Genomic DNA, 16,062 nt, shown 5'->3' on the forward strand with positions numbered 1-16,062 from the left:
GATCCATGTGAAAGGGGATGTTAACGAAGAGACGTTCAGCGAAGCCTATATGATGCACACCACGACTTCACCGCACTACGGTATTGTCGCATCGATGGAAACTGCTGCGGCAATGATGAAAGGAAATGCCGGTAAGCGTCTGATTGATGGCTCTATTAATCGTGCAATCAGGTTCCGTAAAGAGATTAAACGCTTAAAAGGCGAATCGGACGGTTGGTTCTTTGATGTCTGGCAGCCAGAGCAGATTGACCAGGTTGAATGCTGGCCGCTCAATTCTGACAACGGCTGGCATGGTTTCCAGAACATTGACAACGAGCATATGTATCTGGACCCGATCAAAGTCACTCTGCTGACACCGGGTATGACGAAAGACGGCACAATGGACGATTTCGGTATTCCGGCGAGCATTGTGGCGAAATACCTTGATGAGCATGGCATTATCGTTGAGAAAACCGGTCCTTATAACCTGCTCTTCCTCTTCAGCATTGGTATCGATAAAACCAAAGCTCTGAGCCTGTTGCGTGGCCTGACCGAGTTCAAACGCGCCTTTGATTTAAACCTGCGTGTGAAAAACATGCTGCCGTCACTGTATCTGGAAGATCCTGAATTCTATGAAGACATGCGTATTCAGGAGTTGGCGCAGAATATTCATAAACTGATTTCTCACCATAATTTGCCAGATCTGATGTATCGCGCGTTCGAAGTTCTGCCAGAAATGGTGGTAACACCGTATCGTGCATTCCAGAAAGAACTGCATAGCGAAGTGGAAGAAGTTTATCTGGATGACATGGTCGGTCGCGTGAACGCCAATATGATCCTGCCGTATCCTCCGGGTGTACCGCTGGTGATGCCTGGCGAAATGATCACCGCTGAAAGCCGTCCGGTACTGGAGTTCCTGCAGATGCTGTGTGAAATTGGCGCGCATTATCCGGGCTTTGAAACCGATATTCATGGTGCGTATCGCCAGCCCGATGGCCGTTATACCGTGAAGGTACTCAAGTAATTAAAGTGACAAGTTGATATAACAGTTTATTTCCTTCTGTCTTATATCGATCCATTGGAAGGGGCCGGTGAATACATGCTGTCGTTCACCGGCTTTATTTTTGCCTGCTACCCACATCTGTTTTGCACTATTCTTAATTTCTCTCTGTTATTTTATGGCCTCACAACTAAGGTTAAATCCTGATGGTTTTCTTTTACGTTGAATGCCAGTATGTGATAGTGCATATATAAAATCTTACTCAGAAAATCAAAGGCTATTTAAGTTATAAGGGAAAGATGTTCCCCTACTTAAGTACCACAGATAAATGTTGTTCTGTAAAAGAAACAACCGGTGTTAACCAGAGTAAACAAGGAGAAGCAAGATGGAAGGATATGAAATTACGATCAGCAACCGAAAAGTTAAGTTTAGCCATCAGGTATCGATAAGTTTTTTACTCAGTGTTATCGGTTTTTTTGCTTTTACGGCAGCAGTAATTTTGTTATGGCACAATTACAATATATAGGTAATGACTGGAAATTACGTATCACTATCAGGGATTCGATTGTGGAGATAGCTGACGTGAAGGTTTATTTTCTTTCACGTCAGCGAGTTGCATAGTCTGATGTTCACCAGACATGACCCGTTCAAAGTATCACGGGGTATCAAATTGTCTTATCTATTGGGATAAGAGTGTACTTTATAATGCGTTTATTTAATTGTCTGGTCTGACATGTTTTATGTCATGTGAAATGATACAAATTAGAATATTATATTTTACTTAAAAACTGCGCAAGCATTTAAATATAAATTACCTATTTCCGAAAAACAAGAACTACCCCCATTGCAAAAATATGCTTTCCCATTATCGAAACCGTGTATTGCCGCGATATCATTATCACCATCATCGCTAAACCAACTGTAAACTACCAGTTTACCCCACTCCTTAAAAAGCCCTCCATTGATTTTACGTTCTGCATAGGTCATTACATTATCCTGGAGTTCTAGTACGTGTGGAAGTTGCCCGTTTACACTTGCCACCCATAACTTGGTTTCTTCAACATTAAGTGTTTTCTCTGTATTATGTTTGAAAAAATTTTTAATAGTAAAACTATAGACTTGTACACGAGATGTCTTTCTGTCGCGTGCTTCTACATAAAACGTCTTTCCAGCAAAACTTTCATTAGCATTGTTAAATTTCACGACGCCGTCCTGATCCACAGAAACAGGATTTCCGGGTAAATCAGATCTACAACTCCAGATAACGTTTTGATTATTCTTAACATCACCATTAATTACCATTTGAAAATAAGCTTCCGGGAAAAGTGTGGTAGGGAAGCGATTTTCTTGCATATCCTCGATGCAGTTAAACATATGACCGTTGACTAAAACATCTGTAATAATATTCATTATTCACCTCTAAAAATTATCGATTAGTGTTACTGACATTTTTATCCACTCCGGGGATACTAAATGTACGAGGTATAGTTTGCACTTTTTCTGGAAGAGAAGAATGTATAATGTTATTATTTTTATGGTTAATAAATGACAAACTAATTATGTGTTTGTTTGATTGTTATAATTTCTATTATTAATTTAATATTATTGGTGACATCTAATTATTAATGAATGGGGAATTTGTTACTTCACGGGAAATACAGAGGAAGATATATCGCTGTGGGCATGACAGACACTAGAAGCGACGACAGTGCGGATGTTTCTGCAATATATTGAATTTACAGGGGTTTGTAGGCCGGATAAGGCGTTTACGCCGCATCCGGCAAGAAACTACGTCGGGCTAAATAGCCATTACCGCACATTCATGATGTCCGCGCGAAAACACCTACTCAAGATGTCTGGCGAGCACGTCATTAATTGACTGCTCCAGCTCGTCCATAACTTCTTTTGTCAGACGATTAAATTCAAAAGAGATTGTTCGGCCATTAATGCGTTTACGCGCGTATCGGTCTTTGTCATCAAAAGCCCACAGCGAAACCACCTTCGCTTTCTCTTTTTTAGGCAGCGAGATCAGCAAAGACGATTTTTTCTGAATAAGCTTCAGCAGCTTATTTTTAATCTCATCTTCCGCAAGGCCACCTTCGCTCAGAATAAGATCAATATCTTCTGAAATTTGTTCGATCAGCGTGCTCAGTTCGACATTTTTCTCGGCGAGACTTTCGTCCACTGCCGCCAGCAATTTGTAATCGGAAAAATGAAGCTCTGACTGTACCGGGAACAGTGAAACCAGCTCCTGCGGAACGGATGCCGCCTGCATGGCGCGGGAGACTTTGGCCGGTGACAGTTTTTCCTGTGCGGCTATCTGTTTCTGATTCAGACCAGACGCTTTAAGCGCCATCAAGCGTAACCCGACTTCACGCAGGTTATGTTCTTTCGCCGTCTGAATATCTGCCGCCAGTTTACGGGCTTCATCGGCAGATACCGTTGAAGTGGTGACCAGTACTTTCAGCGGGGTATGACACAAAATGGCCGCCGCGCGTCTGCGGGAACCATCAATAATTTCCACGCCGTCTTCCCGCTCAATGCCGATGCAAGGGAAAAACTGTTGCAGGCGAAGGGTGCGGGTAATGTCTTTCAGGGACTCGCTGGTCAGCGAAGTTTGATCGCGGCCATTGATCTCCTGAATGACATAGGTCCCATTTTCAACCTCGTTGGCCGGGATGGTGCGCAGCGAAAAAGTAACATGACGTCCGGTAGAGAGGGTAAAGATTTGCTCCTGAGACGGTCCGCCATCATCCTCGTGCAGTGCAGGGGTTTTGAAGGTTCGGCCTATGGTTATTCTCTTGGCGCTCATCATACACCTCCATTGGTTCTGATAAATTCAATGCGGTCGAAGACTGCCCGGGCGAAATCTTCAGCGGCATGGCGGGCATTTTTTAATGCCTCACTGCTGCCAATATAGGTGGCCGGGTTTGCTGAGACCACGGTGTCGAAAGATTCGCCACAACGCTCAAAGCCATCCAGTCGCGGTAACGCGACATCGAGCATATCGCCGCCAAAAATTTCTTTCGCCAGGCTATGGCAAAGCTTATGGTCGGCCTTATTCGACAGTTTTGACATAAAGCCGATATTGCCTTGCAGATTACACTTCATGCCAGATTCATTAATAATTTCAACCAGTTCAGGGAGTCTGGTTAAATATTTCAACGTCGAGTGAAAATCCACCTGCGCAGGCGGAACCGGCGTTAACAGCAGATCGGCTGAGGCGATGGCATTTTTGAGAAATGCATCAAGGTGTGGGCCGCTGTCGATAAAGATGAAATCGTAATCTTTGCGCAGTTTATCAATCACATTCTCTTTCAACACCGCGTGAATATTTTGCCCCGGCAGGTGTTCGGCGCATAACTCATCCCAGCGCGAGGCGATAAACGCATCTTCAATTGAGGCTGGCAGTACGTCTACGCCCGGCACAATGGAAGGCACGATAAATTCTGAGAGTAGCTCCTCGCGCGACACATTTTGCAGCATGGCCTGTGCGGAGGTGGCATCAACCATGCCAATGGCCCGGGTATGGTTGAGGAACATGGTTGCTGAAGACTGCGGATCGAGATCAACCACCAGGATGCGTAAGTCTTCATAAAGCAGGTGAGGGTGGGTGCGTAGCGCATGAGCCAGAGAAACGGTAGAGACCGTTTTTGATACGCCACCTTTCAGGTTGCCGATGAAAACGGCAAATGCCGATGGATAGCGGTCGCGATATTTGGGAACCCCACGGTGATGGTAAATGTCGATAATGTTCTGAATCGACATCGCATACTTGGTGGAACTACCTGCAGGGCGCTTATCAAACACATAGCCGCTTTCTTCCATCTCGTTGACGGCGTAGTCCACGCTGGCGCGCGTGAGACGGGGCAGCCGGGCAAGCGCCGCCTTGGCATAGACCTGATAAAACTTGTTTTCCTGCAACTCTTCTTTCTGTGACTGAATTTGTTCGGTGAGAGAAAACAGCATTTTCTCTGAACGTTGCGCAACTTTTAACAGATGGACAGGCGTATCCATGATTTTCTGCCTTTATGCTGAAATGATGAATTTCGTCAAGAATGCTACATACAAGTGGCAAAGTAAACATTTCAGATGCAATAAGGTAAAAATAGCGGGTAGCGTCTCACTTATCCGCTGAGTAGTGAGCGTCTCTGGGCGTTATTCGCCAGATCGGAGCGGGGCAGAAGGGCGAGTTATGTCGTGCTGATGACGTACATAAAGCGTCTGTCTGGATAATATCGTTGTTGCGTTGCGTTCAACCTGATGGAACTCTGATAGCACTATTTTCAGGCAATACTCATCAGGTCAATAGTCCAAAAACATCAGTAACATCAGGGTATTTTTGATAAAAAAAAGCCTGCGCAATAAATGTTGCGCAGGCTATTGGTACAACAGAACCTTTTATTTACAGAGAATAACTCCAGTAAATAAACGGATAAATACCCTTCGGCGCGAATGTCATACCATTGGTTACCAGCAGAAATACCGGGTGCCTTACTTAGGGCTGACGGGGAAATATGTTTACCAGGATTTTGATATCACTGCACAGTTTAAATTCAGTCCGTGGGTAGAAGCTCGCGACCACGATGAGCATTACATGCGTGACCTGAGTTTTAACGAAAGTGCCAGTAACTCAAACTATTACTCAGGTACTATCAACGCGGGATATAACATTACTTCCCAGGCTCGTGTCTTCACTGAACTGAGCTGGACGCGTTTCTCTGAAGGCAGGGGGGACTCAACTGTGCATGATAAAGTCACAGGTGACTCTGAACATTACAATGATGCTGCAGGTATTCAAAACTATAACTACGCCATTGGCGCAGGGATTGAGTACCGCTTCTGATGGTTAAATGCGTCTTCGGGGGCAGTAAACGCCCCCGAATTTAAATAAAAATTACGTAGTTACAACATCCTGATAATTTACCCATCCGTTGCAGCAGCCGTCTTGCCAACATTAAGTACCTTTAGTCAGTAACTCTCTGGTGAAAAATTCAGTTATCCGCTATGTATAGCAATTGCTACACAGCAATAATCTGCTATGCTGTATAGCAAATGCTATACGGAGTGTTACCATGAAATCAGATGTCCAACTCAACCTTCGCGCCAGAGAATCCCAGCGGGCGCTGATAGATACGGCAGCAGAAATTCTGCATAAGTCGCGCACGGATTTTATCCTCGAAATGGCTTGCCAGGCCGCAGAGAATGTCATTCTTGAACGCCGGGTGTTTAATCTGAACGAGGAGCAGTATGCCGAGTTTATCGATATGATCGATGCACCGGTTGAATCTAATCCTGCATTAGAAAAACTTCTGGCAAGGAAACCACAGTGGGATTTGTAACTCAGCCTGAACCTTTATCGAGTTCACATCAACTTGCGGAATTTGTTAGCGGTGAGGCTGTTCTGGATGAATGGTTAAAACACCGGGGATTAAAGAATCAGGCGCTTGGGGCTGCGCGGACGTTTGTTATCTGCAAGCAAGAGACAAAACGTGTAGTTGGTTATTACTCACTTGCAACCGGTAGTGTGAATCATGTCGAAGCAACGGGAAATATTCGCCGTAATATGCCTGACCCCATACCGGTGATTATCCTGGCTCGTCTGGCGGTCGATCTTTCGTTCCACGGTAAAGGACTGGGCGCCGATCTGCTTCATGATGCGGTATTGCGCTGCTACAGAGTCGCTGAAAATATTGGTGTTCGAGCCATTATGGTCCATGCGCTTACCGACACTGCCCGACGCTTTTACCTGCATCATGGTTTTAAAGCATCACAAACGCAGGAGAGAACGTTGTTTCTCAGACTGCCGTAATAATGGGGGCAAGGGAGATTGAAATGTGCATACTGAGGGCTTACAGATGTGTTATTTAACATAATCTTTGTTATATGTACATTAAATGTCAGCACAAAGCGTTATTGTCGTCTCAGGGGCTGCGGATGTTTTCCTGGACTGTTATGTTGTGATCCCAAGATGCTGTTGTTGTTTCAAGTGCCTGATCATCACTTTACCCTCAGGCATAAACTCGGTCCCATACCGTACAAGCCCGATACCTCTCAGCTCGGCATCGATGGCGTAGCGCAACTCACCTGGCACTTGCTGTTCGAGTAATGTCACATTGAGTGACTGCAAACGGGGTTCATACTTGAGCAGGACACCGGCCAGCGTTTCGATCAGCTCGTGGGTTGTCCCGGGCATGCCTTGCAGAATTTTGGTCATATCGGGCAAGCCATAATCTGGTTGATGGGATACGGCACCGGCTCGGGCGTTCAAAATTCGCTGGATGTTATCCAGTACAGATAAAATGACCTGGTCTTCTTCGTTTACAACTTCAAGGGGAAGATCCCCTGTAAAGTTGCCAGTAAGAATTTCATATAAAGATGGTGATTTTCTATCTGGCATTTTGACCTCAGGAATCAGTTTCAGAGTCTTTACAGAGTGGAAGGCCTTGGGCCTTTCTCCATTTCAAAACAGTCTCAAGCAATCCTTCTGGAGTACATTTTGAATTATCTTCTGGGTAAAAAATTAAATCGCTTTTTTCAGGATGCTCTGTGACTTTGTCAAAGTGATTCGACAGCGTTGTCAAATAATCACTAAGTGCTTCCCCCTTTAAATTCACTTTCCGTAAATCTTTAAAAAATTCATTCAAAAAAAAGCAAGAGTTCTTGTTGTGTATATTCTGAAAATGAATCTTTAAGTTCCATAAATTACCTTCTATACATTTCGTGTGGTTTTATGAATCTTTAAAAAGCGCCAATCCATGATTTTTTCTTGATTTTTTATTTCCTTGATTACGGATTCTGTAATGTTTTCTTCTGGGGTGTTAGGGTAATATATAAAATCACCCACAGTAACTGAGCCAGCTAAGTAAATGATTTTATCCAAAAGCTCGTCCAAATAATTTTCTAATTCTGTATTGCTTAATGATTTTTTTGATACCTGCTCGGGATAGAATTCACTTACAATTTCGGTAAATTCGCTCTCTGTATAATCGGAAATGTTTTTTTCTCATCTCAGTTACATTTATCATTTTGTGTCTCCTATTTACCGTAGTGAATGAATTTATGTTGTTTAGGGGTCGTGATTCTCAAATTGTCAATATCATACACTCCGCCCCCTTCCTCAATAGGTTTATTGTGATGGTTTTCGGTCCATATTGATTTTTTTCCACACTTTATGCTGGTAATGGATAAGGCAAATCAATTTCGGGTGCGTCTGGTAACCAACGGCCTGATTTTTTCATTAAATACCCCAAAATCTCATCATTAGTTAAATTGACGTCAGACATTGAATCATTTTTGAACCAGTATTCAGGATAGTAGAATAGGTCTGAGGCACGTGGCTCTGAGAAATTCAACTCTATCAGGCTAAGAGCATAACCTTGTAAGGCCTCATTACCTTCAGCTGTACTTATAAATTCTATTATTTGTTTCGCCTCATGGAAAGACAAGTCCGCTTGATATTTAGCTTGATAAAGGGCCGTCTTAACAAAGTTTTCTGTAGAAATCCATGAGTGGTAGTCACGAAAATCGCTAAATTCAAACTTAGTAACAGCAAAGACATTCCATTTTTCTATCAATGCATTCACTTTGCCAGATGTTTCGTCGGACCCAGTATCTATGAGATTCGTTAATTCTTCTGAAATTGCTGTCATAGATTGCATTTTATCATGATGGATTTCAGAGGGGGTTAATCTAACTGGCAATGGCATAATAACCTCATGTACATTACTAACTTGCTAATTTATAGCTTAAGACCGCTGTGCGGTAGCCCTGTTGTTGTTCTATTCATGATTTTGTTTGACCTGAGCGTCTTTAAATAAAGGAAGGCCTTGAGATTTCCTCCATTCTTTGACGATTTCAATTACCCTATGAGGTTCCCCGTCTTCGTCTTTTTCAGGGTAAACAATTAAGTCGCTGCCTTTAGGGTGTGCCGTTACTTGAATAAAGTTATCCATTAATTTATCAAGATAATCATCCAGCTTACTTCCCTTTAAATCTTTAGCCTGCCTTGTGCTTTTCCTAAATTCTTTAAGAATGGCTAAAAACTCTTGCTCTGTATACTCTTCAATTTTGTTCTTTAAAACTATTGAGCTCATAATTTCACCTAACGTCTGTAATGTATCTCGTCATGTAGTTTAGGAGTAACTATACGTAAATTATCCATGGCATAAACTCCTCCTCCATCTTTTATGGGTACAACATGATGTATTGCAAATTTCTTGACAATAGAGTTGGGTCCTATGTACTGGCCTTCTTTAGGTACCCAAGGAGCAAGACCATCTTCAATTCGATCTTTGTTAACTGTTGTAAAATCTTTAGTTAATTCAGGATGTCTTCCTATTTCGCTCCAAATTGTTTCACGGAAATCATCAAATGAGTTGAATTTCTGACCTCGAAGCTTGTCTGCAATCTGAGAAGGTATAGGAGCTCCTTCACCTGAGTTTGTTACAGACATATCAAGCCAAGATTTATCTCCTGATAGTTTTACACCATTCCCAGTTGCTTCTCCAGGTACGTTGCGAGCATCATCTTTCAAATAAACATAAATCGGCTTAATCCCTGAATCCGCAGGGAACACCAGAATATAATCGTTAAGATCACGTTCTTTAGGCACCGGGAATGGTGGTGTCGTGTATTCATCTTTGCCGTCAGGAATTGGCGTGACGAGTATTGTAGCCTGGTCTATTGGCTTGATGTCGCTGCCGGTATGTGAGGGAAGGTCACTGCCCTCAGGTCTCTCTGGCGTCCAGGTAATCAGCGGACCATCGGCACCGTGAGCTGGAGTGAACTCATATTGATTATGCTCACTATTCCACACCATGTTTGCTGTGCGGACACCTTCATACGGGGTACCTTCACCCGTATGGACGCCATAGACCCACATGTTGCCCTGTTCATCCTGGCGCCAGAAGAATCTCACCCGGGTTGTCGCTTTTGCCCCGGTGATGGCTTTCTGCCGCAGCTCTTCCTCGTACCAGAATTCATCCCGGCCAGGAACCCTGTCACTCCCCTCGCCCGCAGATGGAACGTAGAGTGCGGACATCATCGCTCCTACATACGGAATTCCCCGGGCCGCGCCCAATACGCCGGTCAGGGACCATTCTCCCCAGACCTGGGTCATCACGCCCGTAGCAGCCCCAAGAGCAAGTGGTGCAGCCGTTGCCTGAGCAGGAGCATTTGCGCCCCCGGTGTCAGGCTTACGTTTTTTGGCTGACTGGGCATGCTGAACGACTTCATCATCTGCATGCTCATGCTGATGGCCATAACCGCAGCAGTCGTCCTCGACAGGCTGGGCAAAAATTGTCATCTGTCCAAAGTTATCAACGGGCTCTTCGGCAGTACCGGCATCCGTGCAGCCTTTCTCCTTCAGGCAGGATTTTGCATAAACCGGCGTCACCCACGGGGTGAGCGTTTCGGGATTGAATTCTCTCATGGTCGCTGGAGGCGGTAAGGATACGGCCTCCGGAGGTTTAGCACTGGCTGATGCCGCCATCGTCCGCTTCACTTTGCGCGTATACGACGCTGTCGTACCATACTCGACCTTTCCGGCCTCAAGCTTCAGATAACTGCCACCACCAATCAGCGTGATACGTTTTTTTCCGGCAAAGGAGATGTCACTCGCTGAGCTCAGCGTCAGCTTCTTCTCAGCGAACAACCGCATACTGGCGTTTTGCGCCTGGACATCGATTGGCCCTTCCCCGGATTTCAGGCTCAGTTGACCGGTGCGGGCAAAGAGCCCCAGCTTCTCCCCGGTCAAAGCGGTCGCATTGCCCATCACTCCAGCACTGAAGTCTTCTCCGGCGTTAAGCGCCAGGTTCCGGCCCGCGGCCAGCTGCATATCTTCACCGCTGGTCAGAGCCATGCCTTCCGGCGCCGAGAAAAGCACCGCTTCATTGAGCGGTTTCAGCCGTTGCTCAAACATCTGTATCTGGCTGTCGACATCCCCTTTCAGCGCCTGGGCCTTTTCAGCGGCCATTTCCAGCTGTTGCAGTTGCTGATTGAGCCTGTCGATTTTCTTCAGCGCGGCATCCATGTCCAGAGCATCACCCTGGGCTTTCGCCTGGGCATCAGCAGCGACAAAGAGTCCTTTTCCTGCTCTCAGGACTCCCCACTCATCGGTGCGCAGCTCTGTGCCTTTACCGCGAAGTTGCCCCTTGCTGTCCACCAGGTGCCCGTTGTTGAGCTGCGTCTTGCCGTATTCCGTGGCGAGTTTGATGTGCTCCTCACCGCGCTTGTCTTCCATCCGTAATTTTGAGTTGGCAGGCGTCCGGAGGATGTTCCGGGTGTGATTGTCCCGGTTCACGAGGTCGGGATGTTCGGAGTCGTGCAGCGCAAAGGCGATGTACGGCAGATCAATATCGCCATTGCTGTACGCAATCGCCACTTCGGTGCCATCGATGAGCGGCGTATGCCAGCCCAGCGTTTCACCGGCATAAGGCTTCGCCATCCTCAGCCACAGGTAACCGTAACCGGGTTCTGTCCCCTCCCGGTCGAAGTCCAGCTTCACCCGATAGCGCCCCTGCTCGTCCAGGTGTGGGTAGGTATCATTTTTTTCGCGACTTTCGATCCGGGCCGGAAGCGTACCCGCGATGAGCGGACGCGGGATCTCTGCCGGACGGAAGCAGTAACGTTCGGTGTAAGGCAGGCCCCAGACCGACACATGCAGACGGGAATCACGGGCGCCCCTGAAGGTCACCAGCGTGAGGATGACGCCCTCTTGCAGGGCCGTAATGACGCTGCCCTGCGGCTCCAGCACCTGCCCGGGTGTGAGGTGTGCCGCATTGCTGAACAGGTGAATACGGGCCGACCTGTTGAGCTCCCGCTCGTGGTGAAGTCGGGCGTAAAACGCGCCAGATTCGGTTTTCGGCTCCGGGCTGGCGTCGTCTCCCGCTTCACGATAAGGGACTGCGTAGCGGTAATGTTCCCCGGTGGTGACCGCATCATTACGCACGCTGACCGCAGCATCCATCGGCGTGGTGGCTGTCCGGTAGTTGTAATCACGCGTGGTGACAGTGCCGGTGGCAATGTTGTGCCAGGTCCGCACATCCCAGACCGATTCTGCTGCGCCGTCGAACAACTCCGACGGCTCGCTGTAGGGCAGGTGCACATCAAACTGATAGTTAAGCTGGCTGTCGGCCAGTATGTAAGTATCCAGACCGCGCACGTCGTCCATCTCCGTGCGCCAGTAAATCCCCACCTCGGACAGAATGCGCTGGATGAACTGCAAATCCGTTTCCCGCCACTGAGTGATAATTTCACGCGGTGGGTAGGTGCGCTCCAGTCTGAATTCAAAATCGGGACCTTCCAGACCGTGTTTACGCAGCACCTGCTCAACCACCTCAGGAACGGACTGGTTCTGATAGACCGCGCACTGTCGGGTATATCCCAGGAGCGCCAGGCGCGAACTGAGCGTAAGCCGGTAGTGAGACTGGTCCTTTGAGGTGGAAAGCCATTCCAGGCGGGTCACCATGCCGTGCACACTTTTACCGCTCCGCATCCGGAAAGAGGCATATTTCATCAGCACCTCTTCCGGGGGGATATTCGCCTGAAGCGTTGTGAACTCGATGTCCCAACTGAAGGGTTCGCTCAGTGCTTCCCTGCCGTAAAAGCGCAGAACATCCGGCTTCACTGAGCTGTCAAAAATATCCAGAAAATATCGGGTCTGTCCGTCAAAAAGCGCTAACCAGTTATCCATCACGTCACTCCTTCACCGGCACGAGGCTGAGCCAGCCATCACCCAGTTCAATCGTGCGGGGGTTGTCCGGGTCCAGATCGTCACGGGTCAGCACCAGGCGCCAGCGGTTGTCCTTCTGATCCGGGCGGTTAAATAATCCCACCACCGCCACGAACTGAGCGTCTTCATCCATGGGCATATTGAGTGTCATGCTGCCTTTTGGCATCACCAGCAGCTCTTTAGACGCCAGTACGTCGTCTTTAAGTACCGTATCGGCATTGCGCAGCAGTGTCTGGTAATCGGCGGCATCAACCGCTTTACGATCCCTGAGCTGATAAACTCTCACCATCGTCGCCAGCGGTGTCTGTGCGCCATCAGCGTTAATGGCCGTGCGCGGGGTAAAATCCAGATGCAGCGTTTTGATTTTCTTGTAGAAGATGGATTTCGTGATGCTGACCGTACCGTCCGTGACAGTCTGAGTCAGACCGCAGCCAGCGAGCAGGCTACAGGCAATAAGCGTCAGCGCCCACCAACGGGTTACTGTTGCCATTCAAAAGTTCCTTTATTGAGAGTGGGAGTACGTGATTATTCGAAGCGGTAGTGCCCGTCTTTAGCGGACGGTAGCGCAGAACATTGCAACCCTTCATAGCAGCCCAGACTGACGGTCAGACTCCCCCGACTATTGCTGAGTTTGCCTGCTTTCAGGCCCAGCAAGCCGGTGCGGCCCAGCTGGATACGTCTGCCTTTGCCAAGGCGTGGCTCAGGCAGCAATCGTACGGGGACGGTGAGGCGCAGTCGGGCGTCACTGCGGTAGCCGAGATAAACGCGCAGCAGGACCAGTAAATCGGTATGGATAAAACCACCAGGTAACCACCCTTCGGCTTCCTCCGGATCTTCTGTCTCCAGCGTCACCAGTACCCGACTGCATGCTTCCTTTGCCGTTTTACCCAGCGTGGCTCGCTGAGAAAGACAGATGCGGTTCCCGGTACCCAACCCGCTACGGTTATCGATATGGACCTTAACCGGATCGGGCTCGGTGATAATTGCCTGGGTATTCGGTGCCAGCAGGCTCACCAGGGCCCGAATGCCTTCTGCATTGCGGGTGGGTAATCGCATGGTACCCAGCAAGGCCAGAAAGCGTGAAACCGGCGTTGCCACCTGTTCAGCGGTGCCCGGTATACCAAGGCCGACCAGCCCCAGCAGACACTGAGATGTGGCATCGCGGCCACCTGCCTCGAAGGTGGCCGGCCAGGCGTATTTCCGCCAGATCCGATAATACTGGGTGGTGATGCGGTGGCTGAAAATATCCAGAAACGAGGTAACTGCCTCGTGCCCTTCGCGGCGCTGCGCAATGTCGTCCAGCCAGGACGTCGGCAGAGGGGAGTCCACGCCATATATCCCCAAAAATGTCGTACGGACCGTTGGGGGTAATGCCGGGTGGTCTTCGTCAGTCTCCACCGCTTTGAGGGTACTGACCGGGAAACCCATACCAGGCCAGGGCCTGAAGCGGACCGGATCGTTGGCTGGATGGCTGGAGGCGCCCAGTTTCGGCGCGTCCGGATTTTCCTGCTCCAGCAGCTGGCAGAAACGATAAAAATTGGCCCGCCAGATATCTTTGCTCAGGACTAGTGTTAGCCCGGTACGTACTGGCTGTGATTCTCGTGCCATCTCAGTCGTTTTCCTGTCGGTTGCAGCACCAGCGTGAGCTGGTTGAAGAGGTGAATATCAGCATAGCGCGCGAAGAACCGGTGCAGCATTTCGCCGAAGAGATTCACATCCCCCTCGCCTGCAAAATTATCCATGTTTAGCGTGACCTCTATGTCTACGCCCCGGAGCATAAAGCCCTTCTCAAAACGGCGGATCAGGGTGTGCTTCACGGCGACGATAGCTTCAAGCCGACGTCGGTTCATTTCATCATCGGTCCAGTCGTACAGCGCCAGCGTTCCCCGCAGGACCTCCGGATTGTCCATCATGCTGAGGAAGTTTGAGCCGAGGTGGCTCATCACACGCCAGTGAAAACGGTCGTTGGCGGGCGGGTACAGCGGTATCGTCGGTGCGGTGACGTTCAGTACCCTGACGGGCACTTTGCCGGTTTTTGCCACCCTGTCCAGGAGCGTACTTTCCAGCGCTGTGCGCGGAAGCTGCCCGTTGGTACCGGTTATTCGCATCGAAAGGGATTCTGGTTTATCGGACAGCTGCTCCAGCTCGAACGAACGCCCCCCGAGAATCAACCAGGTGTCATACAGGCCAGAGGGGCCGCGTCTCACGCGGGTGTGGTAATAACGTTCAGGGGCATCGTGGCGCATCATTCCTCCCCGGTGCCGGAAGCTGGTGAATGGTACATAGGGATGTTTGCCATTCTTTACCGCGCCATGGATATTATCGACGCTGTAAATCTCGGTGTGACCATCCTGAAGACGCAACGGCCTGAGCAGGTATTCGTTATCCAGCGGGTTAAGCGTCAGCGGATCGGCTTCCAGAGTGAAGAGGTTGATGACCGGTGCACAGTGCAGCCGGAAGTTTTCCGTTTCAAAAGGCAGATCGGATGACCAGGCTTCACTGAGCACGATGTCGATTTCAAACCAGGAGCTGGCTTCAGTGAGCCCGATGGTGTCGAGGCCACGCAGTTCAACAAACATAAATTTCGGACGGAAGCTAAAATACTCCAGCAGCAGCTGGTAACCACTGAAGGCAATATCGGCTTTCTTCCACAGGCCGTCATTGTCGTCAAAGCCCATGGGTTTGCACCAGCCATCAAACTGATGACGTTCGGTGTATATCCCTGAATGGCGGGCGTACATGGCGTGAACGCGACGGGTCAATGCCAGGTGGAGTGCTGAACTGATCGGACTCTCTGCGTCGAGGAATATGGCGATTTTGTCGATCCCGGCTTTGCTCCAGTCCACTTTTTCAGGGCATTCGAAGCGCAAACGGATAGCAGAGCGGCCATCAGTTTCAGTATGAAGGTGGGCATCCGCAAGATGCAGTGGTTGCAGAGGAACATCGCGAGTTGTCCGGTACTGGCAGGCGGTTTTATGCGGCCCGACAGGGCGTGATTGTACGGAGAAACCTTCGGCAAGAAGTTCAGCCTGACGAAGGCCACGCCAGTCAGGAGAGAATTCGACGATGGCCAGCGACGGGATGGTTCGCATATAGTGTGGCCACAGCAGACTCACCAGCCCTTCGGTCAGTTCCGGCAGGTCATCATCCAGCTTCTGACGCAAACGGCCCATCAGGAAGGCAAAACCTTCAAACAGGCGCTCTACATAAGGATCGCGGGCGCCGGGTTTATCCAGATTAAGCATCGCTGCCCGATCCGGATGGGCACGGGCGAACTCTTTGCCCGCCTCACGCAGATAGCGCATCTCAGCCTCATAATAACGAAGGGTTAAATCATCCATGCATGGCA

Annotated in this window: 16 protein-coding genes and 2 pseudogenes; 4 read left to right on the forward strand and 14 right to left on the reverse strand. The window is 48.8% G+C overall.

The annotated features are described in order from the left end of the window. A pseudogene (gene cadA, locus AACU94_RS23295) lies at positions 1 to 1,003 on the forward strand (lysine decarboxylase CadA); the annotation flags it as partial. Between the two features lie 753 nt (positions 1,004 to 1,756). Here the strand turns inward: cadA and AACU94_RS23300 are convergent. The 3 genes from AACU94_RS23300 to AACU94_RS23310 all read right to left on the reverse strand — a co-directional run bounded on the left by AACU94_RS23300 (position 1,757) and on the right by AACU94_RS23310 (position 4,996). Continuing rightward, the gene (locus AACU94_RS23300) at positions 1,757 to 2,389 is read right to left on the reverse strand and encodes a hypothetical protein (protein WP_135488310.1); all 633 of its coding nucleotides are present in this window, start codon (positions 2,387 to 2,389) and stop codon (positions 1,757 to 1,759) included. Positions 2,390 to 2,822: 433 nt separating this feature from the next. Beyond that, positions 2,823 to 3,794: a ParB family protein gene (locus tag AACU94_RS23305; RefSeq protein WP_240726337.1), complete on the reverse strand. Its 972-nt coding sequence runs from the start codon at positions 3,792 to 3,794 to the stop codon at positions 2,823 to 2,825. Further along, positions 3,791 to 4,996 (reverse strand): AAA family ATPase, encoded by a 1,206-nt coding sequence (locus AACU94_RS23310; protein ID WP_135488311.1) that lies wholly within the window; start codon positions 4,994 to 4,996, stop codon positions 3,791 to 3,793. The genes AACU94_RS23305 and AACU94_RS23310 overlap by 4 nt, the downstream gene beginning before the upstream one ends. A gap of 325 nt (positions 4,997 to 5,321) precedes the next feature. Here AACU94_RS23310 and AACU94_RS23315 point away from each other — a divergent pair, with 325 nt between their 5' ends. The 3 genes from AACU94_RS23315 (at position 5,322) to AACU94_RS23325 (ending at position 6,791) form a co-directional block, all read left to right on the forward strand. Beyond that, positions 5,322 to 5,825: an omptin family outer membrane protease gene (locus AACU94_RS23315; RefSeq protein WP_276606025.1), complete on the forward strand. Its 504-nt coding sequence runs from the start codon at positions 5,322 to 5,324 to the stop codon at positions 5,823 to 5,825. 229 nt (positions 5,826 to 6,054) lie between these two features. Further along, on the forward strand, positions 6,055 to 6,321 hold the full coding sequence (locus AACU94_RS23320; protein WP_130209503.1) for a type II toxin-antitoxin system TacA family antitoxin: 267 nt from the start codon (positions 6,055 to 6,057) through the stop codon (positions 6,319 to 6,321). Further along, positions 6,309 to 6,791 (forward strand): GNAT family N-acetyltransferase, encoded by a 483-nt coding sequence (locus AACU94_RS23325; RefSeq protein WP_130209501.1) that lies wholly within the window; start codon positions 6,309 to 6,311, stop codon positions 6,789 to 6,791. Before AACU94_RS23320 ends, AACU94_RS23325 begins: the two co-directional genes overlap by 13 nt. A 141-nt stretch (positions 6,792 to 6,932) precedes the next feature. Here the strand turns inward: AACU94_RS23325 and tssE are convergent, their stop codons facing one another. The 11 genes and pseudogenes from tssE to tssF form a co-directional block, all read right to left on the reverse strand. Further along, positions 6,933 to 7,379, reverse strand: a complete 447-nt coding sequence (gene tssE / locus AACU94_RS23330; protein ID WP_135488312.1) for a type VI secretion system baseplate subunit TssE — start codon at positions 7,377 to 7,379, stop codon at positions 6,933 to 6,935. A 7-nt stretch (positions 7,380 to 7,386) separates the two neighbouring features. Next, positions 7,387 to 7,596: a bacteriocin immunity protein gene (locus tag AACU94_RS23335; protein WP_240726358.1), complete on the reverse strand. Its 210-nt coding sequence runs from the start codon at positions 7,594 to 7,596 to the stop codon at positions 7,387 to 7,389. Between the two features lie 95 nt (positions 7,597 to 7,691). Then, positions 7,692 to 7,976, reverse strand: a complete 285-nt coding sequence (locus AACU94_RS24815; RefSeq protein ID WP_135488387.1) for a bacteriocin immunity protein — start codon at positions 7,974 to 7,976, stop codon at positions 7,692 to 7,694. A gap of 41 nt (positions 7,977 to 8,017) precedes the next feature. Beyond that, positions 8,018 to 8,164: a hypothetical protein gene (locus AACU94_RS23340; RefSeq protein WP_339379201.1), complete on the reverse strand. Its 147-nt coding sequence runs from the start codon at positions 8,162 to 8,164 to the stop codon at positions 8,018 to 8,020. Next, positions 8,152 to 8,688 carry a hypothetical protein gene (locus tag AACU94_RS23345; RefSeq protein ID WP_135488313.1) on the reverse strand — a complete coding sequence of 179 codons (537 nt, stop codon included), beginning with the start codon at positions 8,686 to 8,688 and terminating at the stop codon, positions 8,152 to 8,154. Before AACU94_RS23345 ends, AACU94_RS23340 begins: the two co-directional genes overlap by 13 nt. A gap of 72 nt (positions 8,689 to 8,760) precedes the next feature. Further along, on the reverse strand, positions 8,761 to 9,075 hold the full coding sequence (locus AACU94_RS23350) for a bacteriocin immunity protein (protein ID WP_135488314.1): 315 nt from the start codon (positions 9,073 to 9,075) through the stop codon (positions 8,761 to 8,763). A gap of 8 nt (positions 9,076 to 9,083) precedes the next feature. Beyond that, positions 9,084 to 10,412: an S-type pyocin domain-containing protein gene (locus AACU94_RS23355; RefSeq protein ID WP_339379202.1), complete on the reverse strand. Its 1,329-nt coding sequence runs from the start codon at positions 10,410 to 10,412 to the stop codon at positions 9,084 to 9,086. A gap of 30 nt (positions 10,413 to 10,442) precedes the next feature. Beyond that, a pseudogene (locus AACU94_RS23360) lies at positions 10,443 to 12,674 on the reverse strand (type VI secretion system Vgr family protein); the annotation flags it as partial. 4 nt (positions 12,675 to 12,678) lie between these two features. Beyond that, complete coding sequence (tssJ, locus tag AACU94_RS23365; RefSeq protein ID WP_135487889.1) at positions 12,679 to 13,203, reverse strand: type VI secretion system lipoprotein TssJ; 525 nt, start codon at positions 13,201 to 13,203, stop codon at positions 12,679 to 12,681. Between the two features lie 35 nt (positions 13,204 to 13,238). Beyond that, positions 13,239 to 14,321: a type VI secretion system baseplate subunit TssG gene (tssG, locus tag AACU94_RS23370; RefSeq protein ID WP_135487888.1), complete on the reverse strand. Its 1,083-nt coding sequence runs from the start codon at positions 14,319 to 14,321 to the stop codon at positions 13,239 to 13,241. Beyond that, complete coding sequence (gene tssF / locus AACU94_RS23375; RefSeq protein ID WP_135487887.1) at positions 14,285 to 16,054, reverse strand: type VI secretion system baseplate subunit TssF; 1,770 nt, start codon at positions 16,052 to 16,054, stop codon at positions 14,285 to 14,287. Before tssF ends, tssG begins: the two co-directional genes overlap by 37 nt. Positions 16,055 to 16,062: the final 8 nt, after the last annotated feature.

Source organism: Escherichia sp. E4702, assembly GCF_963883545.1.
Lineage (GTDB): Bacteria > Pseudomonadota > Gammaproteobacteria > Enterobacterales > Enterobacteriaceae > Escherichia.